Origin of the sequence: Halorubrum shenae (genome assembly GCF_051194165.1) — an archaeon.
In the GTDB taxonomy this organism is placed as follows: Archaea; Halobacteriota; Halobacteria; order Halobacteriales; family Haloferacaceae; genus Halorubrum.
This window is the reverse complement of the sequence record NZ_JBLZNI010000007.1, coordinates 127,833-144,216: the sequence shown is the minus strand read 5'-3', so window position 1 is coordinate 144,216 and position 16,384 is coordinate 127,833. Positions and strand designations below refer to the sequence as shown.

The window sequence follows — 16,384 nt, the reverse complement described above, 5'->3', positions numbered from 1 at the left end:
CGACGTCTCACGTCTCGCTATTCGGTGGCTGACATCGCGGTAGGTTTACGGGCGTTCCGCTCGTCGCATGGTGTATGAAAGTGTTGGTAGCCGGCGGAACCGGGTTCATCGGGTCGTACCTCTGCCGCGAGCTCGCGGACGGGGGTCACGAGGTGACGGCCCTCTCTCGATCGCCGAGCGACACCCCCGATGGGGTCGCGTCCGCGACGGGCGACGTGACGGACTACGACTCGATCGCCGGGGCGGTGGAGGGACACGACGCGGTAGTGAATCTGGTCGCGCTCTCGCCGCTGTTCGAGCCGAAAGGCGGGAACGTCATGCACGACCGGATCCACCGGAAAGGCACGGAGAACCTCGTGCGTGCCGCCACCGACGGCGACGCCGAGCGGTTCCTCCAGCTCAGTGCGCTCGGCGCCGACGCCGACGGCGACACCGCCTACATCCGCGCGAAGGGGGAAGCCGAGGAGATCGTCCACGAGAGCGGCCTCGACTGGACGATCTTTCGTCCCTCCGTCGTCTTCGGTGAGGGCGGCGAGTTCGTCTCGTTCACCAAGCGACTGAAAGGGATGTTCGCGCCGGGCGTCCCGCTGTACCCACTTCCCGGGGGCGGGAAGACCCGCTTCCAGCCGATCCACGTCGAAGACCTCGTCCCGATGCTCGCCGCGGCGCTGGAAGACGACGAGCACGTCGGCGAGACGTACGAGGTGGGCGGGCCGGAGACGCTGACGCTGCGCGAGGTGACCGACCTCGTGTACGCGGCCGAGAAGAAGGGAGTCACGATCGTCCCGCTACCGATGCCGCTCGCCCGGATCGGGCTCAGCGTCCTCGGTGCGGTCCCCGGGTTCCCGATGGGGCCCGACCAGTACCGGTCGTTAAAGTTCGATAACACGACCGCCGACAACGACGTGGCGGCGTTCGACACCGACCCCGCCGAGCTGACGACGCTCGGTGAACATCTCGGTGTGGACTGATGGCGGTCGATCGGAGCCGATCCGCGAGACGGCAGCGCCACACCGCCGACGACTTGAGCGCCGGTCGGGTGATCGCGTCCGCAATTCGGATATCACGGGCAATAACGGCAACCGAAGGCTTAAATATGCGATCACGTTCTGTTCATTCCATACGCGGAGGGAGCACACGATGAAACTTGCAATGATCGGATTCGGACAGGCGGGGGGGAAAGTTGTCGACAAATTCCTGGAGTACGACAAGCGGACGGGGTCTGAGATCGTCCGCGCGGCCGCGGCCGTCAACACGGCCAAGGCCGATCTCATGGGGCTCGAGCACATCACTGAGAACCAGCGCGTGCTCATCGGCCAGTCTCGGGTGAAGGGCCACGGCGTCGGCGCCGACAACGAACTCGGCGCGGAGATCGCCGAGGAGGACATCGACGAGGTGCAGGGCGCCATCGACTCGATCCCGGTTCACGAGGTCGACGCGTTCCTCGTCGTCTCCGGGCTCGGCGGCGGGACCGGCTCCGGCGGCGCGCCGGTGCTCGCGAAACACCTCAAGCGGATCTACACCGAACCCGTCTACGGGCTCGGTATTCTCCCGGGAAGCGACGAGGGCGGTATTTACACCCTTAACGCGGCCCGTTCGTTCCAGACGTTCGTCCGCGAAGTGGACAACCTGATGGTGTTCGACAACGACTCCTGGCGGAAGACGGGGGAGTCCGTCCAGGGCGGCTACGAGGAGATCAACGAGGAGATCGTCCGGCGGTTCGGGATCCTCTTCGGCGCCGGTGAGATTCAGCAGGGCCAGGAGGTCGCCGAGAGCGTCGTCGACTCGTCGGAGATCATCAACACGCTCTCCGGCGGCGGCGTCTCGACGGTCGGCTACGCCGAGGAGGAGGTCGAAGAGCGCACCTCGGGCGGACTGCTCTCGCGGCTTCGCAACGACGACGAGGAAGACCAGCTCGACAGCGCACACACCACGAACCGGATCACCAGCCTCGTCCGGAAGGCGGCGCTGGGCCGACTCACGCTACCCTGTGAGATCGAGGGGGCAGAGCGCGCCCTGCTCGTGCTCGCTGGACCGCCGGAGTATCTCAACCGGAAAGGTATCGAGCGCGGGCGGAAGTGGCTCGAAGAGCAGACCGGCTCGATGGAGGTCCGGGGCGGCGACTACCCGTACCGCGGCGCCGGCTTCGTCGCGACCGTGATCCTGCTCGCGGGCGTCACGAACGTCCCGCGGATCAAGGAGCTTCAGCAGGTCGCCATCGAGGCGCAGGACAACTTAGACGAGATCCGCGAGGAGAGCGACGAGAACCTCGACGAGCTCGTCAGCGACGACAGCGACGAGCTCGAATCGCTGTTCTGAGGCGACCCTCCCGATGGAGGTCCTCGTTCCGTTTTCGACCGACCGCCCAAAGTCGCGACTCTCTCCCGTCCTCACGCCCGACGAGCGCGCCCGGTTCGCGCGGGCGATGCTGCGGGACGTGCTCGATGCGGTCGCGGCGGCCGGCGGCGAGCCGCGGGTACTGGCGACCGGCGTGGTCGACGCCGATATCTCCTGTCCGGTGACGGTCGACGATCGCTCGCTGACCGACGCGATCAACGCGGCGCTCGACGCGCAGGTCACGAATGACGACGGAGACCGCGTCGCGGTCGTCATGGCCGATCTCGCGCTCGCGACGCCGGACGCCCTGCGGGGGCTATTCGCGTCCGGCCCCGGGGGCGAGGTCGCGATCGCCCCCGGCCGCGGCGGCGGGACGAACGCGCTGGTCGTCGGACACCCGTCGTTTCGGGTCGACTACCACGGCGCCTCCTACCTCGATCACCGTCGGATCGCCGACGAGGTCGGCGCGAGCGTGCGCGTCGTCGACTCTCACCGGCTCGCGACCGACGTGGACGAGCCGGTCGACCTCGCGGAGCTTCTGGTCCACGCCGAGGCGGATACGGAAGGCGATACACAGGGACGGGCGCCGCGATGGCTGCGAGACGCCGGCTTCGCGCTCGCCACGACGGGCGGGCGGGTCAGCGTCGAGCGGGAGTGAGGTCGGTTCTCGCGAGGTCGAGCCTCCGGCGACTCCGCTCGGATCCGGGACCGCGATCCTTTTTGAGTCCGGGGCGTGAGGAGCGAACGTGTTCACGGCGGGCGAGGAGTACGGGATCGAGATCGAGCCCGACGTAGCGCGCGTCGAGCGGCTGCTCTCGGTCACTCCCGGTGACGTCGAGCCCGCTGACCGGCTCACCTTCGCGCGGAACGTCTTCATCCCGCTGACGACCGCCTGTCGGTACACCTGCACCTACTGCACCTACTACGACGTGCCCGGCGAGGCGTCGCTGTTGTCGCCCGAGGAGGTCCGGCAGCGCTGTCGCGTCGGGGCCGACGCCGGCTGCACCGAGGCGTTGTTCACCTTCGGCGACGAGCCCGACGACCGGTACACCGCGGTCCACAACCAGCTCGACGAGTGGGGCTTCAACTCGATTCACGACTACCTCTATCGCGCCTGCGAGATCGCCTTAGAGGAAGGGCTGCTCCCGCACTCGAACCCCGGTGACCTCACGGAGGGCCAGTTCGCCGCGCTCCGCGAGGTGAACGCCTCGATGGGCGTCATGCTGGAGACGACCGCCGACGTCGAGGCCCACAGCGGTGGTCGTCGAAAGACGCCGGGCCAGCGACTCAACACGATCCGGGCGGCGGGCCGGCAGGGTGTACCCTTTACGACCGGCATTTTGGTCGGGATCGGCGAGGGTTGGCGCGACCGCGCGGAGAGTCTGCTGGCGATCCGCGAACTCCACGAGCGCCACGGTCACGTCCAAGAGGTGATCGTCCAGAACGTCGTTCCCAACGACCGGTCGGACTTCGCGAAGCCGGGCGTCGAGACGATGCGTCGCGTCGTCGCGATGGCCAGATCCGCGCTCCCGTCGGAGGTGTCGGTACAGGTGCCGCCGAACCTCTCGCCCGCGGCCGACCTCGTCGACTGCGGGATCGACGACCTCGGCGGCGTCTCGCCGGTGACTGACGACTACATCAATCCCGACTACGCGTGGCCCGACCTCGACGGCCTTCGCGCGGTCGCCGACGCCGGGGAGATGGCGCTGCGCGAGCGGCTCCCGACCTACGCCCGATACCTGCCCAGCGAGTTCAGGCCCGCCGGCGTCGATTCCGCCCCGGCACCGCCGAACCGCGATGCGTGGATCCCCCCGGCGGTCCGCGACCGGATGCGCGAGGGCGACGCCCACGGCCGACGGCTTCGCGGCGTCGCTCGGGGCGACGGGCCGCTGGCGGTACGAGGGGACTGAGCGGCGGCTGACCCGGCCGACCGGCCCTTCATAAACAACTGCGCGGCCAGTAAACTCTTTAAATATCCGTCCGAATGTGGGGGTGATGATACCACTACAGTTCGGCGGTGTCGGGTTGAGCGCAGCCCTGACGGGGGTCCTGTTTTCGGTAGTGCTGTTCCTCATCGGGTTCGTCGGCGTGTTGCTGCTGGGGAAGGTCGCTCTCGTGCCGGCGGTCATGCGGGTGTTGCGGTCGCGAGGGTTCGACGAGGCCGTCCGTAGTCTCGGCTCGAGCGTGGCGAACGCCGTCGTCTGGGTGGCGGCGATCGCCATCGGGTTCACGATGGCCGGCTTCGGCGCGTTCCTCTCGGCGTTCGCCGTCTTCGGCGGCGCCATCGCGCTCGCGGTCGGCTTCGCCGCGCAGGACCTGCTCGGCAACTTCGTCGCCGGGATCTTCATCCTGAAGGACAAGCCGTTCGAGGTCGGCGACTGGATCGAGTGGAACGGGAACACGGGCCGCGTCGAGGACATCGACCTGCGGGTCTCTCGCGTCCGCACGTTCGACAACGAGCAGATCACGGTTCCGAACGGCGATCTGGCGAACAACGCCGTCACGAATCCGGTCGCTCACGAGACGCTCCGCCAGAAGTTCGTCTTCGGGATCGGCTACGACGACGACATCTCACAGGCCACCGACATCATCGTCGAGAAGGCCGAGGCGCACGCGGAGATCCTCGACGACCCCGCGCCCTCGGTACGGGTGGTCGAACTCGGCGACTCGGCCGTGGGGCTGCAGTCGCGCTGGTGGATCGACGAGCCCGCCCGCGGCGATTTCGTCCGCGTGCGCTCCGAGTACGTCACCGATGTCAAGGAAGCGTTCGACGACGCCGGCATCGACATGCCCTACGTCCACCGGCAGCTCACCGGCAGCGTCGAGATGGTCGAGTCGGTCGCCGACGACGAGTAGGCGTCGCACCCTCACTCCGCGGACGCGTCGTCGTTCGCCGCGCCCGGGCGGTACTGCCGGCTGACCGCCTGCCACCGGTTCGACCGGAAGCGCGCGAGGTTCAGCCCCGCCGGCACCAGCTTCTCGGCGATCACTGCCGCGTAGAGCCCGCCGACGCCCAGCGGCGTCACCAACCCGAGCAGCGCGGCGGGGAGCGCGACGACGTAGAGTCCGACCATCGAGGCGAGGAACGGCCATCGAGTGTCGCCGGCGCCGCGCAGGGACCCGGTCACGGAGCCGTCGACGCCGAGCGGTATCGCGGATATCGCGGCGACGACGACGAACGCCGCGGTCGCCGCCACGGCGTCCGGTTCGTCGACGAACACGCCCGCAATCGGGTCGGCGGCGAGGAGGACGACCGCCGAGGCGAGCACGTAGACGACCGCCGACAGCCGGATCACGTCGCGGCCGTACTCGGTCGCGAGCGACTCCTCGCCCGCGCCGAGCCGCTGGCCGACGAGCGTGCTCGCAGCGATGGAGAACCCCCAGCTGAAGCTCCCCAAGAGCGCCCGGACGCGTCGACCCACTTCGAGGGCCGCGACGGTCGCAGAGCCGAACGAGGAGGCGATCCACAGCAGGGGGAAGACGGCGACGCCCTCGGCCACCCGGCGCCCGATCAGAGGCGCGGAGACCCGGAGGAGCTGCCGGACGAGGGCGGCGTCGATCCACGGGCCGTCGCGCCCGATCGGGACCGGCGAGGCGCCGTGACCGAAGTACGACCGCCCGGTCATCCCCCACGAGAGGGCGATCCCGACGGCGGCGATGGAGAGGGCGGTGCCGAGCGCCGCGCCGAACACGCCGAGGTCGGCGCCGAGAACGAGCCAGACGGTGAGCACGACGTTCAGGAGGGCGCCGCCGGTACGGACCACCATCGGGGTGAACGTGTCACCGACGCCGGCGTACGTGCGGCTCGCGATCATGTTGAAGAACTCGAAGGCGAGCGCCGGCGCGGTGACGACGAGGTACACCGTTCCCGCCCGGAGCGCGGTCCCTTCGCCGCCGACGAGCGCGATCAGGGGCTCGGCGAACGCGACATAACCGACGACGATCGGCGCGACGAGCGCCAGCGCGGCGACCAGTGACCCCTTGACGACGAGCGCGGCGCGGTCGGTCTCGCCGCCGCCGTAGTTCTGCGAGACGAGCGACACCGTCCCGCCCGCGAGTCCGATGGAGACGAACTTCGCGAGCTGCCAGTACGCGAACGCGAACGCCAGCCCGGCGACCGAGGGCGCCCCGAGCGCGATCCCGACGACCGCGAGGTCCACCGTGTTCTTCGACATGATGGCGAATCCGGTGACGATCCGGGGCCACGCCAGATCGAGGGTCTCTCCGAGCCGCGCTCGGTCGATGACGCCGGCCCGGTCGAGCGCGTTCGCCGTCGCCGAGCCGAGCCGGGAGAGCGCGGCCCGGAGTCGGACGGCGGCGGCCCGAAGTCGTGATCGCATCGGCTTGGGTACGGGCCGCGACGGCTTGGGTCTGTTCCACCTCAGCGGACCACTTCCCCCCAAACAGCGGCGAAAGCGATACCTTTTCACGGTGACCACTAACAAATATAACTGATGAATCCCAGCGAGTGGCGGACGTACCTCGTGACGCAGGAAAGTCGGTCGGCGGGTCGCGACACCGAAGGGGTCGTCGAGGCGGCGCTTGCGGGCGGCGTCGACGTCGTCCAGCTCCGCGAGAAAGGTCGACCGGCCCGAGACCGGTACGATCTAGGGTGCCGGCTCCGCGAACTCACCGCCGACACCGAGGTCCCCCTGATCGTCAACGACCGGGTCGATCTGGCCGCCGCGATCGACGCCGACGGCGTCCACCTCGGGCAGTCGGACCTGCCGGCCGCGGTCGCCCGCGAGCACCTCGGCGACGAGGCGATCGTGGGGGTCTCGGCGTCGACGGTTCCGGAGGCACGGGCGGCCGCGGACGCCGGCGCGGACTACCTCGGGGTCGGCGCGGTGTACGGGACCGACACCAAGGACGTGCCGGCGGAGACGAACGGCGTCGGCCCCGAGCGCGTGGCGGCGATCGCCGACGCCGTCGACCTTCCCGTGGTCGGGATCGGCGGGATCGACGCCGGCAACGCCGGCGCGGTCGCGGCGGCGGGCGCGACAGGAGTGGCGGTCGTCTCGGCGATCACGACCGCCGACGACCCGCGTGCCGCGGCCGCGGAGCTTCGGGAGGTGATCGGCGATGAGCGATGAGCCGATCGACGGCGCAATCGACGGCGCGCTCGTCACGGAGACCCTGGCGGCGGTCGAGGCGGCCGCACCCTTAGTACACCACCTGACGAACGACGTGACGACGAGCGAGACCGCGAACGTCACGCTCCACTGGGGCGGGCTCCCGGTGATGGCCGACGCCCCGGCGGAGGCGGGCGACATGGCCGCCGGCGCGGACGCGGTCGTGATCAACACCGGGACGGCGTCGACGACCGATATCGACACCATGATCGACGCGGGCCGACGCGCCAACGAGGCCGACGTCCCGGTCGTGCTCGATCCGGTCGGGTACGGAGCCACGCCGCACCGCGTCGAGTCGGTCGGCAGGCTGCTAGACGCGGTCGCGGTCGACGTTATAAAAGGGAACGCCGGCGAGATCCGCGGGCTCGCCGGAGAGGAAGCGACGGTCCGCGGCGTCGAGTCGGTGGGCGAAGGCGGTGCGGGCCTCGGGGACACGGCCCGAGCGCTTGCCGCGGAGACCGGGGCGGTCGTCGTCGCGTCCGGCCCGACCGACGTCGTCGCCGACGGGGAGGACGCGTACGAACTGTCGGTCGGCCACGAGCGAATGGGCTCGTTCGTCGGCTCCGGCTGTATGCTCGCGAGTACGCTCGGCACGGTCGCGGCGGTCGTCGACGGGAGCGACGGGGCGCCGGCGTCGACGACCGAGGCCGTACTCGCCGGGTGTGCGGCGTACGGCCTCGCCGGAGAGCGGGCGGCGGAGGGCGACCCCGCCGGACCGGCGAGCTACCGAACGGCGTTCATGGACGCGGTCGCCGCACTGGCGTCGGAGCGGCCGGCGATCGACATTGAACCGCGGATCGATCGGGTCTGAGATCAGGCGGTGAAAACGGCGCGAGCGGTCGGCGGATCGCTGTCGACCGCTAGCGCGTCGCCGACTTCCACTCGCGGAGGCCGAGTCGCTCGCCGTTTAACTCCTCAGCGGGCGCCTCGGTGGCGGCCCAGACGAACAGCGGCGCGACGCTCTCGGGGTCACGAGCGCGCTCCTTGCCGGTGAGGTCGGTCGCGACGAGACCGGGGTCGACGACGCCGACGGTCGCATCGAGGTCGGCCGCGAACCCGCGCGCGACGGCCTCGGCCGCCGCCTTCGAGACGGCGTACGCGCCCATCCCGGAGCGGGACTCGTGGGCGACGCCGCCGGAGGGGACGATAACTCGAGCGTCCTCGGCGAGGTGCGGGACCGCCTCGGCGATCGTCGCGAAGACGCCGCGGGCGTTGGTCCGCATCGTGTCGTCGTAGTCGGCGTAGCTCGTCTCGTCGGTCGGGCGCTCGCCCGGCCCGCCGTGGAAGACGGCCGCGTTCGCGACCACCACGTCTATCGGGCCGGCCTCTCGGGCGACGCGCTCGAAGAACCGCTCTAAGTCGAACTCGTCGCGCACGTCGACGCGGGCGCCCCACGCGGTGCCGGCGGCCCCGTTCGCAACCTCCTCTTCGGCTTCGCCTTCGTTCTCGTCTCCTTCGGCGCTCTCGCTCTCGTTCAGCGCCGCGACCGTCCGGTCGACCGCGTCGCCGTCGCGCCCGGAGACGGCGACGAACGCGCCCTCGTCGACGAACGCGTCGGCGACTGCCCGCCCGATCCCGCTCGTTGCGCCGGTGATCGCGACCGTGGGATCCATATAGCGATCGGTAGGGCGGTCGCCGACTTAGGCGTACCCACTCGCGTCGTGGTCGCGCCAACACCGTCCCGCAATCGCGACCGCAACGCGATCGCTATTCCCCCCTGCAACATCCGCTCTACCCTCACTCTCGTTTGCGTTCGGACGATCCCGGCCGTGAGTTGGACGTATATCCAACTTCGTTCCGATCGGCTTGATTTTATTCTCTCCGAGTGTCACACATCAGCATGGACCGACACACGGCCACCCCCGAGGTCACCGATCTCCCCGGCGACCGCGCGCGAGAGTGGGTGGAGTACCACCACGAGTCGGCCGCGCCGAGCACGTACGTCTACGAGTTCGTCTGGGACCGAACCGCGCCCGCCGAGGGACCGTTCTGTACCGACGTCGACGGCAACGTCCTCATGGACTTCACGAGCCACGTCGCCGCCGCGCCCCTCGGGTATAACAACCCGAAGATTATGGAGCCGCTCGCGGAGTTCGACCTGGTTGACCCGTTGAAGATCGCGGGCCAGGACTTCTACGTCGCCGGCGGCGAGTCGCCCGGCGACGGGCTCCCGGGCTCGTCAGCGCTGATGGACCGGCTCACCGACATCACCGCCCACTACGACATGGACACCGTCTTCCTCTCCAACTCGGGAGCGGAGGCGGTCGAAAACGCGATCAAGATCGCGTACGACGACTCGGGCGGCGCGAAGCACGGGATCACGTTCGACGGGGCGTTCCACGGGCGGACGCTCGGCGCGCTCTCGCTCAACCGTTCCAAGTCGGTGTACCGCCGGGACTTCCCGGAGATCAGCGGCGTCCACGACATGCCGTTCTGTGACGACCGAACCTGCACCGCAGAGACGTGTTCGTGCGGCTTCTTCGCCGACGGCGCGTCGCGGCTCCGGCAGAAGCTCGACCCCGAGCGCGGTCACATCGATCCCGACGACGTGGCGTACCTCATCTTAGAGCCGATACAGGGAGAGGGCGGCTACCGGTTCCCCTCGGAGGCGTTCGCCGACGAGATCGCCGCCTTAGTCGACGAACACGATATCACCCTGATCGCCGACGAGATCCAGTCGGGCGTCGGGCGCACGGGCGAGATGTGGGGGTCAGACCACTACGCGCTCGAACCCGACGTGATCTCCAGCGCGAAGGGGCTCCGGGTCGGCGCGACCATCTCCCGTTCGGACGTGTTCCCCGAGGAGAAGAGCCGGCTTTCCTCGACGTGGGGCGCGGGCGACATCATCGCCTCCGCGCAGGGCGCGCTCACGCTCGACGCGATCGACGAGTACGACCTGCTGGACAACGCCACCGTCCGGGGGCGGCAGTTCAAAGAGACGATGCGCGACGCCGATCTCCCGGGCGTCGACGACGTGCGCGGGAAGGGGCTGCTGCTCGCGCTGCAGTTCGACTCGAAGGAGCGTCGCGACGAGGCTTTAAAAGGCGCGTTCTCTCGGGGACTGCTCACGCTGGCTGCCGGCCACGACGTGCTCCGGGTCCTCCCGCCCCTCGACGTCACCGAACGCGAGATCGAACTCGGCTGTGACCTGTTGACCGCCGCCGTCATCGAGGCCACCTGAGACGACGCTCCCGCCACCGACGCCCTACCGCTCCGCGAACCACTCCGCGAACTTCTCCAACGCCCGACCGCGGTGTGACACCGCGTTCTTCCGGTCCGTATCCATCTCGGCGAACGTCTCGCCGTCGTGTTCGAAGATGGGGTCGTAGCCGAACCCGCCCTCCCCGCGCGGCGCGACGATCCGACCCGGGACGTACCCCTCGAACAGCTTGACCGGGAGCGCCTCGTCGCCGTCGGGCCCCTCCCCGTCCGGCCCCGCCGCCGCGGCCGCGTCGCGGTCCCCGCGGTCGACCGGGTCCGGGCTCGCGGCGAATCCCTCGCCGTCGCAGTAGCCGAGCACGCAGCGGAACGCGGCGCGGCGGTCGTCGAGGTCGGCGGCGATGTCGTGGACCCGCTCGACCCCGAGCGTCTCCTCGACGTACGAGGAGTACGGACCGGGGAACCCGTCGAGCCCCTCGACGAACAGCCCCGCGTCGTCGACGAGCACCGGCTCGTCGGCGTGGCGGTACGCCTCACGCGCGCCCTGCGCGGCGATCGGACCGAGCTCCGCCGCCTGAATCTCGGGGTAGTCGAAGTCGAGCCGCTCCACCGAGCCGTCCCGGAGGTAGCGCTCCGCCTCGCGAACCTTTCCGGGGTTCGTCGTCACGTATCTGAGCACGGATCCGCATGCGAGCGGCCAGAACGAATAGCCGTCGGTCGCGGGCGACCGCGGGGAAGCCGCCGCCCCCACCGAAGGACACCCTCTTAAGAATCGACCGTCAGAAACGGACGGACATGCTGATCGCCGGAACCGTCATCGCCGACCCCGAGACCGTGATCCCCGACGGCGCAGTCGTCGTCGAGGGGGAAACGATCGCCGCGGTCGGCGACGCCGAGCCCCTCCGTGACGAGTACTCCGACCACGACCGGCGCGAACTCGACCTCGTCGCGCCCGGCCTCGTCGGCGGCCACGTGCACTCGGTGCAGTCGCTCGGGCGGGGGATCGCCGACGACGCCGCCCTCCTCGACTGGCTGTTCGACGCCGTGCTCCCGATGGAGGCGGCGATGGACGCCGAGGCGACCCGCGCCGCCGCCGAACTGGGGTACCTCGAATGCCTCGAGAGCGGGACGACGACCGTCGTCGACCACCTCTCCGTCAACCACGCCGCAGAGGCGTTCGAGGCCGCGATCGAGACGGGGATCCGCGCGCGCCTCGGGAAGGTGCTGATGGACCGGGACTCGCCCGAAGGCTTACTGGAGGACACGGACGCCGCACTCTCCGAGAGCGAGGACCTGATCGAGAAATACCACGGCGCCGCCGACGGTCGAGTGCGCTACGCGGTCACCCCCCGCTTTGCGGTCACTTGCTCGGAGGCCTGCCTCCGCGGGTGCCGCGACCTCGCTGACCGCCACGACGGCGTGACGATCCACACCCACGCCAGCGAGAACGAAGAGGAGATCGCGGCGGTAGAGGCCGACACCGGGAAGCGAAACATTCTGTGGCTCGACGAGGTCGGCCTCACCGGCCCGGACGTGACGCTCGCGCACTGCGTCCACACCGACGAGCGCGAGCGCGAGGTACTCGCCGAGACCGACACGGTCGTCACCCACTGCCCCTCCTCGAACATGAAACTCGCCTCGGGGATCGCCCCGGTTCACGACTACCTCGACCGAGAGATCACGGTCGCGCTCGGCAACGACGGGCCGCCCTGCAACAACACGCTCGACCCCTTCACCGAGATGCGGCAGGCGAGCCTGCTCGGGAAGGTCGACGCCCGCGACCCGACCCGGCTCCCGGCCCCGACGGTGTTGGAGATGGCGACGACGAACGGGGCGCGCGCGGCCGGCTTCGGTCGGCTCGGCACCCTGCGGGCGGGCCAGCGCGCGGACGTGATCGGGATCACTACCGACCGAACCCGCGCGACGCCGCTCCACGACCCGCTCTCGCATCTGGTGTACGCCGCCCACGGTGACGACGTGGTGTTCACGATGGTCGACGGCCGGGTCCGATACGAGGAGGGCGAGCACATGGGAATCGACGCCGACGCGGTTCGCGAGCGCGCCACGCGCCACGCGAAGCGGGTCGTCGACGAAGCCGGAATCGAGACGATCGAACCGTAGCTCTCGGCGGTGCGGTCGGCGGTTGTTGATAGCGGACCGAGACGATCCCCCGCAAAACGGGCTTAATCCGCGCTAATTCGGATAGCGTATCTCCCTTATATACCCGTACGTGGCGCGTTGGGTGACTCACGATGACTGACCAACCGCGGACGACAGGCGACGACCGCTCGCAGGACACTCCCACCGACGGCTTTCGGCGGCGGGAGTTCGTGGCGCTCGGCGCGGGCGCGACGGCGACGATGCTCGCTGGCTGTGCCGGCGATAGTGGACTCACACCCTCCGACGGCTCGGACGGCTCGGACGGCTCGGAAACGCTTACCGGCAACTTCCGGCTCCTGATCAGTGACGCGCCGGCCGACATCGCCGACTTCGACCAACTGAACGTCACTCTCGACGAGGCTCGGATCTTCGAGGCGCAGGACGAAGACGACGAGGAGGAAGACGACGAGGACGAGGAAACCGATGACGCGGACGACGAAGACGACGGGACCGACCAGCCTGGCAACGAGACCGTGGACGAGAGCGCCCCCGCGAACGGGACCGCGGAGCAAGACGACGGCGACGAGACGGACGACGATGGAGACGACGACGAGGACGACCGCGGCTTCACCGTCGTCGCCCTCGACGGCGCGACCGTCGACCTGACGCAGGTGATCGAGGACGACGCGATCGCCGTGTTCGACGGCGAGATCCCGGCGGGGAGCTACGAGAAGATCGAACTGTCCGTCACCAACGTCGAGGGAATCGTCGACGGCGGCGAAGTCGACGTGAAGCTCCCGAGCGAGAAGCTCCAGATCACGAACGGCTTCGAGGTCACGCCCGACGAGCCTGTCAGTTTCGTCTTCGACATCAACGTCGTCAAGCGCGGACCGAACAACGGCTACATCCTCAAACCCGTGATCTCCGGCAGCGGGGTCGCGGGGCGGGACGTCGAGGTGAACGAGATCGAAGATGACGATGACGACGACACCGACGCGGACAACGGATCGACCACCGGCGGAAACGAGACCGACGACGGGTCGGGCGGCACCGAAAACGGAACGGTCACGAACCAGACCGAGGCCTGATTGAGGCTCGCACCGGTACGGAACTGACCACTTCGACGCGCACCCCTCATGCGGGCGCTTTTTGCCGAGGCGGACCCGATGACGTGTATGACCATCGATCCGTCGGCTATCGCCGATCTCATCGAGGGCGGAATTCCTGACGCCGTCGCCCGCGTGACGACCCCGCGCGTTCATAACGACGAGGACGAGGACGCCCACTTCGCGGCGTGGGTCGTCTCGCCCGCCTTCGAGGGGGAGTCACTCGTCGACCAGCACCAGCGCGTGTACGACGCCGTCGGCGACCACATGACCCGGTCGGTCCACGCGTTAGAGATCAAGACGTACACCCCCGAGGAGTACGAAGAACACGGCGACGGAACCCTCGACGACGAGCTCCGCGAGGCGGGGCTGTTCCCGGTCGACGAGGCGTGAGAGGGGCGTTCGAGTGAGATGGGCTTCCCGCGCCGCGGGAACCGTCACCGCTTTCAGTAGCTTTTACCCGGTCTCGCGGGAACGCGCACGTATGAGCGAAGACTACCGCACAGAATCGGACAGCCTCGGAGAGATGCAGGTGCCGGCCGACGCCTACTGGGGCGCACAGACCCAGCGCGCCGTCGAGAACTTCCCCATCTCGGGGATCCCGATGGGTCGCCGGTTCATCCGCGCGCTGGGCGTCGTCAAGAAGGCCGCCGCGCAGGCCAACCGCGATCTGGACCTCATCGACGACGACACCGCGGACGCGGTCGTCGCCGCCGCCGACGAGGTCATCGCCGGCGACCACGACGACCAGTTCCCGGTCGACGTGTTCCAGACCGGGTCGGGCACCTCCTCGAACATGAACGCCAACGAGGTCATCGCCAACCGCGCCGCCGAGATCGCGGGCGCGGAGATCGGCGATCGGGTCGTCCACCCGAACGACCACGTCAACTATGGACAATCCTCGAACGACGTGATTCCGACCGCGATGCACGTCGCCGCGCTCGAAGCCGTCGAGAAGGATCTGGTCCCCGCGCTCGAAATCCTCCATACGGAACTCGAAGCCAAGGAGACCGAGTTCGACGGCGTCGTCAAGACCGGCCGCACCCACCTTCAGGACGCGACCCCGATCCGGCTCGGGCAGGAGTTCAGCGGCTACCGGACGCAGGTCGCGAAGGGCATCGAGCGCGCCGAGAGCGTCCAGTCGAACCTCCGCGAGCTCGCGCTGGGCGGCACCGCGGTCGGCACCGGGCTCAACACCCATCCCGAGTTCCCCGAGCTCGCCGCCGAGTACATCTCCGACGAGACCGGCACCGAGTTCCGCGAGGCCGAGAACCACTTCGAGGCGCAGGCGGCCCACGACGCGATGGCCGAGGCGCACGGCGCGCTCCGGACCGTCGCTGGCAGCCTCAACAAGATGGCCAACGACCTGCGGCTGCTCGCTTCCGGGCCCCGGAACGGACTCGGGGAGATCGAGCAGCCCGAGAACCAGCCCGGCTCGTCGATCATGCCCGGCAAGATCAACCCGGTCGTCGCCGAGTCGGTCAATCAGGTCCACACGCAGGTGGTGGGCAACGACGCCGCCGTCTCGAACGGCGCGGCCCGCGGCGAGATCGACCTGAACATTTATAAACCCGTCATCGCGCACAACTTCCTCGAATCCGCCGAGCTGCTCTCGAACGTCGCCGAGACGTTCGGCGAGCGTTTCGTCGCGAAGCTGGAGGCCAACGAGGAGTACTGCGAGACGCGCGTCGAGCAGTCGATGGCGCTGGCGACCGCGCTCAACCCCGCGATCGGCTACGACAAGGCGAGCAAGGTCGCGAAAACGGCTCTCAAAGAGGACAAGAGCGTCCGCGAGGCTGCGATCGAAGCCGGCTACCTCACGGAGGAGGAAGCCGACGAGGTGCTCGACCCCGAAGCGATGACCCACCGCGTCATCCTCGGCGACGACGACTGAACGACGGCGGATCCGGGGTGTGGCCTTCAGTCATCTAGGGCTGAACCGATCTCAAGGTCGACGGTTCGGTCGAGCGAGTTTGCAACTCTGACGACTATTTATAACTGAACGGGACCGTGGCGCGCTCCGGTAAGCGCCTATCGGGCGCGAATCCCGCGCGAGGGAGGTGGCGGGCCGGCGCGAGCGGAGTCGCGCCGGCCCGCTCGTCGAGGCTGGGGAGGCGTGAGGAGTGGTCGCTGTGCTGGGCGGGACTCAAAAAAGTAGTCGCGAGGGCGTTCCCTGACAACGGAAGGACCGCACCCAGTTGCGCAAGCCGTCGCGGCTGCCCGTTTGAGTGAGGACTACTGATCTGCACCCATTCACTTACGAACAATCGTGTCGCCGACGGCGTCAAGGAGGAACTGACCTCAGAGTTAGACGTATGACGCTTGAGTTCGCGGACGCCTACCGCCAAACCGGCTGACTCGTCCAAAGGAGGATAGCAAACGCGATACCGATCAGCAGATAGCCGACCCAATTTATCACCGAGACTCCTGTAAACGCGCCGAATCCGAGCGAGACGACACCGCCCGCAAGTATCAAAATAGTCCGGACTACCCACTTGAACAGCTCGTCGATGTCGCCGGTGTTGACTGATTTTGTGGCCATGGTTGGTT

General features: G+C 68.8%; 16 protein-coding genes. 12 read left to right on the top strand and 4 right to left on the bottom strand.

The window, feature by feature from the left end:
• Positions 1-74 precede the first annotated feature (74 nt).
• The 5 genes from ACNS88_RS10430 (at position 75) to ACNS88_RS10410 (ending at position 5,193) form a co-directional block, all read left to right on the top strand.
• Entirely contained in the window at positions 75-971 is an 897-nt protein-coding gene (locus ACNS88_RS10430; protein ID WP_435096939.1) for a complex I NDUFA9 subunit family protein, read from the top strand.
• A gap of 169 nt (positions 972-1,140) precedes the next feature.
• Positions 1,141-2,319: a tubulin/FtsZ family protein gene (locus tag ACNS88_RS10425; protein ID WP_435096936.1), complete on the top strand. Its 1,179-nt coding sequence runs from the start codon at positions 1,141-1,143 to the stop codon at positions 2,317-2,319.
• A 13-nt stretch (positions 2,320-2,332) separates the two neighbouring features.
• On the top strand, positions 2,333-2,995 hold the full coding sequence (cofC, locus tag ACNS88_RS10420; protein WP_435096933.1) for a 2-phospho-L-lactate guanylyltransferase: 663 nt from the start codon (positions 2,333-2,335) through the stop codon (positions 2,993-2,995).
• Positions 2,996-3,083: 88 nt separating this feature from the next.
• Positions 3,084-4,247: a 7,8-didemethyl-8-hydroxy-5-deazariboflavin synthase subunit CofG gene (gene cofG / locus ACNS88_RS10415; RefSeq protein WP_435096930.1), complete on the top strand. Its 1,164-nt coding sequence runs from the start codon at positions 3,084-3,086 to the stop codon at positions 4,245-4,247.
• An 85-nt stretch (positions 4,248-4,332) separates the two neighbouring features.
• Positions 4,333-5,193 carry a mechanosensitive ion channel family protein gene (locus ACNS88_RS10410; RefSeq protein WP_435096927.1) on the top strand — a complete coding sequence of 287 codons (861 nt, stop codon included), beginning with the start codon at positions 4,333-4,335 and terminating at the stop codon, positions 5,191-5,193.
• Positions 5,194-5,204: 11 nt separating this feature from the next.
• Here ACNS88_RS10410 and ACNS88_RS10405 read toward each other — a convergent pair whose 3' ends face one another.
• On the bottom strand, positions 5,205-6,677 hold the full coding sequence (locus ACNS88_RS10405; protein WP_435096924.1) for an MATE family efflux transporter: 1,473 nt from the start codon (positions 6,675-6,677) through the stop codon (positions 5,205-5,207).
• Positions 6,678-6,791: 114 nt separating this feature from the next.
• Here ACNS88_RS10405 and thiE point away from each other — a divergent pair, with 114 nt between their 5' ends.
• Together thiE and thiM are read left to right on the top strand one after the other, a co-directional pair.
• Positions 6,792-7,430, top strand: coding sequence for a thiamine phosphate synthase (gene thiE / locus ACNS88_RS10400; RefSeq protein WP_435096921.1), 639 nt, complete (start codon positions 6,792-6,794; stop codon positions 7,428-7,430).
• The gene (gene thiM, locus ACNS88_RS10395) at positions 7,420-8,280 is read left to right on the top strand and encodes a hydroxyethylthiazole kinase (RefSeq protein ID WP_435096918.1); all 861 of its coding nucleotides are present in this window, start codon (positions 7,420-7,422) and stop codon (positions 8,278-8,280) included. The genes thiE and thiM overlap by 11 nt, the downstream gene beginning before the upstream one ends.
• A 49-nt stretch (positions 8,281-8,329) precedes the next feature.
• Here the strand turns inward: thiM and ACNS88_RS10390 are convergent, their stop codons facing one another.
• Positions 8,330-9,082, bottom strand: coding sequence for an SDR family oxidoreductase (locus ACNS88_RS10390; RefSeq protein WP_435096914.1), 753 nt, complete (start codon positions 9,080-9,082; stop codon positions 8,330-8,332).
• A gap of 227 nt (positions 9,083-9,309) precedes the next feature.
• On the opposite strand from ACNS88_RS10390, the gene ACNS88_RS10385 reads away from it, so the two are divergent.
• A complete protein-coding gene (locus ACNS88_RS10385) occupies positions 9,310-10,650 on the top strand; it encodes an aminotransferase class III-fold pyridoxal phosphate-dependent enzyme (RefSeq protein ID WP_435096911.1) in 1,341 nt (446 codons plus the stop codon).
• A gap of 24 nt (positions 10,651-10,674) precedes the next feature.
• On the opposite strand, the gene ACNS88_RS10380 is transcribed toward ACNS88_RS10385, so the two are convergent.
• The gene (locus ACNS88_RS10380) at positions 10,675-11,307 is read right to left on the bottom strand and encodes a non-canonical purine NTP pyrophosphatase (protein WP_435096908.1); all 633 of its coding nucleotides are present in this window, start codon (positions 11,305-11,307) and stop codon (positions 10,675-10,677) included.
• Positions 11,308-11,423: 116 nt separating this feature from the next.
• Here ACNS88_RS10380 and ACNS88_RS10375 point away from each other — a divergent pair, with 116 nt between their 5' ends.
• The 4 genes from ACNS88_RS10375 (at position 11,424) to ACNS88_RS10360 (ending at position 15,728) form a co-directional block, all read left to right on the top strand.
• Positions 11,424-12,749, top strand: coding sequence for a 5'-deoxyadenosine deaminase (locus tag ACNS88_RS10375; protein ID WP_435096905.1), 1,326 nt, complete (start codon positions 11,424-11,426; stop codon positions 12,747-12,749).
• 131 nt (positions 12,750-12,880) lie between these two features.
• Complete coding sequence (locus tag ACNS88_RS10370) at positions 12,881-13,816, top strand: DUF4382 domain-containing protein (RefSeq protein ID WP_435096902.1); 936 nt, start codon at positions 12,881-12,883, stop codon at positions 13,814-13,816.
• A gap of 87 nt (positions 13,817-13,903) precedes the next feature.
• A complete protein-coding gene (locus ACNS88_RS10365; protein ID WP_435096899.1) occupies positions 13,904-14,227 on the top strand; it encodes a BolA family protein in 324 nt (107 codons plus the stop codon).
• A gap of 91 nt (positions 14,228-14,318) precedes the next feature.
• Entirely contained in the window at positions 14,319-15,728 is a 1,410-nt protein-coding gene (locus ACNS88_RS10360) for a class II fumarate hydratase (protein WP_435096896.1), read from the top strand.
• A 444-nt stretch (positions 15,729-16,172) separates the two neighbouring features.
• Here the strand turns inward: ACNS88_RS10360 and ACNS88_RS10355 are convergent, their stop codons facing one another.
• Positions 16,173-16,376 carry a hypothetical protein gene (locus ACNS88_RS10355; protein ID WP_435096893.1) on the bottom strand — a complete coding sequence of 68 codons (204 nt, stop codon included), beginning with the start codon at positions 16,374-16,376 and terminating at the stop codon, positions 16,173-16,175.
• Positions 16,377-16,384 lie beyond the last annotated feature (8 nt).

What these genes read in the sequence shown, in the direction of transcription:
- thiM (WP_435096918.1), top strand. Translation starts at nt 7,420, where the DNA reads ATGAGCGATGAGCCGATCGACGGCGCAATCGACGGCGCGCTCGTCACG.
- ACNS88_RS10375 (WP_435096905.1), top strand. Translation starts at nt 11,424, where the DNA reads ATGCTGATCGCCGGAACCGTCATCGCCGACCCCGAGACCGTGATCCCC.
- ACNS88_RS10355 (WP_435096893.1), bottom strand. Translation starts at nt 16,376, where the DNA reads ATGGCCACAAAATCAGTCAACACCGGCGACATCGACGAGCTGTTCAAG.
- ACNS88_RS10390 (WP_435096914.1), bottom strand. Translation starts at nt 9,082, where the DNA reads ATGGATCCCACGGTCGCGATCACCGGCGCAACGAGCGGGATCGGGCGG.
- ACNS88_RS10360 (WP_435096896.1), top strand. Translation starts at nt 14,319, where the DNA reads ATGAGCGAAGACTACCGCACAGAATCGGACAGCCTCGGAGAGATGCAG.
- ACNS88_RS10425 (WP_435096936.1), top strand. Translation starts at nt 1,141, where the DNA reads ATGAAACTTGCAATGATCGGATTCGGACAGGCGGGGGGGAAAGTTGTC.
- ACNS88_RS10405 (WP_435096924.1), bottom strand. Translation starts at nt 6,677, where the DNA reads ATGCGATCACGACTTCGGGCCGCCGCCGTCCGACTCCGGGCCGCGCTC.
- ACNS88_RS10365 (WP_435096899.1), top strand. Translation starts at nt 13,904, where the DNA reads ATGACCATCGATCCGTCGGCTATCGCCGATCTCATCGAGGGCGGAATT.
- ACNS88_RS10370 (WP_435096902.1), top strand. Translation starts at nt 12,881, where the DNA reads ATGACTGACCAACCGCGGACGACAGGCGACGACCGCTCGCAGGACACT.
- thiE (WP_435096921.1), top strand. Translation starts at nt 6,792, where the DNA reads ATGAATCCCAGCGAGTGGCGGACGTACCTCGTGACGCAGGAAAGTCGG.
- ACNS88_RS10430 (WP_435096939.1), top strand. Translation starts at nt 75, where the DNA reads ATGAAAGTGTTGGTAGCCGGCGGAACCGGGTTCATCGGGTCGTACCTC.
- ACNS88_RS10385 (WP_435096911.1), top strand. Translation starts at nt 9,310, where the DNA reads ATGGACCGACACACGGCCACCCCCGAGGTCACCGATCTCCCCGGCGAC.
- ACNS88_RS10410 (WP_435096927.1), top strand. Translation starts at nt 4,333, where the DNA reads ATGATACCACTACAGTTCGGCGGTGTCGGGTTGAGCGCAGCCCTGACG.
- cofC (WP_435096933.1), top strand. Translation starts at nt 2,333, where the DNA reads ATGGAGGTCCTCGTTCCGTTTTCGACCGACCGCCCAAAGTCGCGACTC.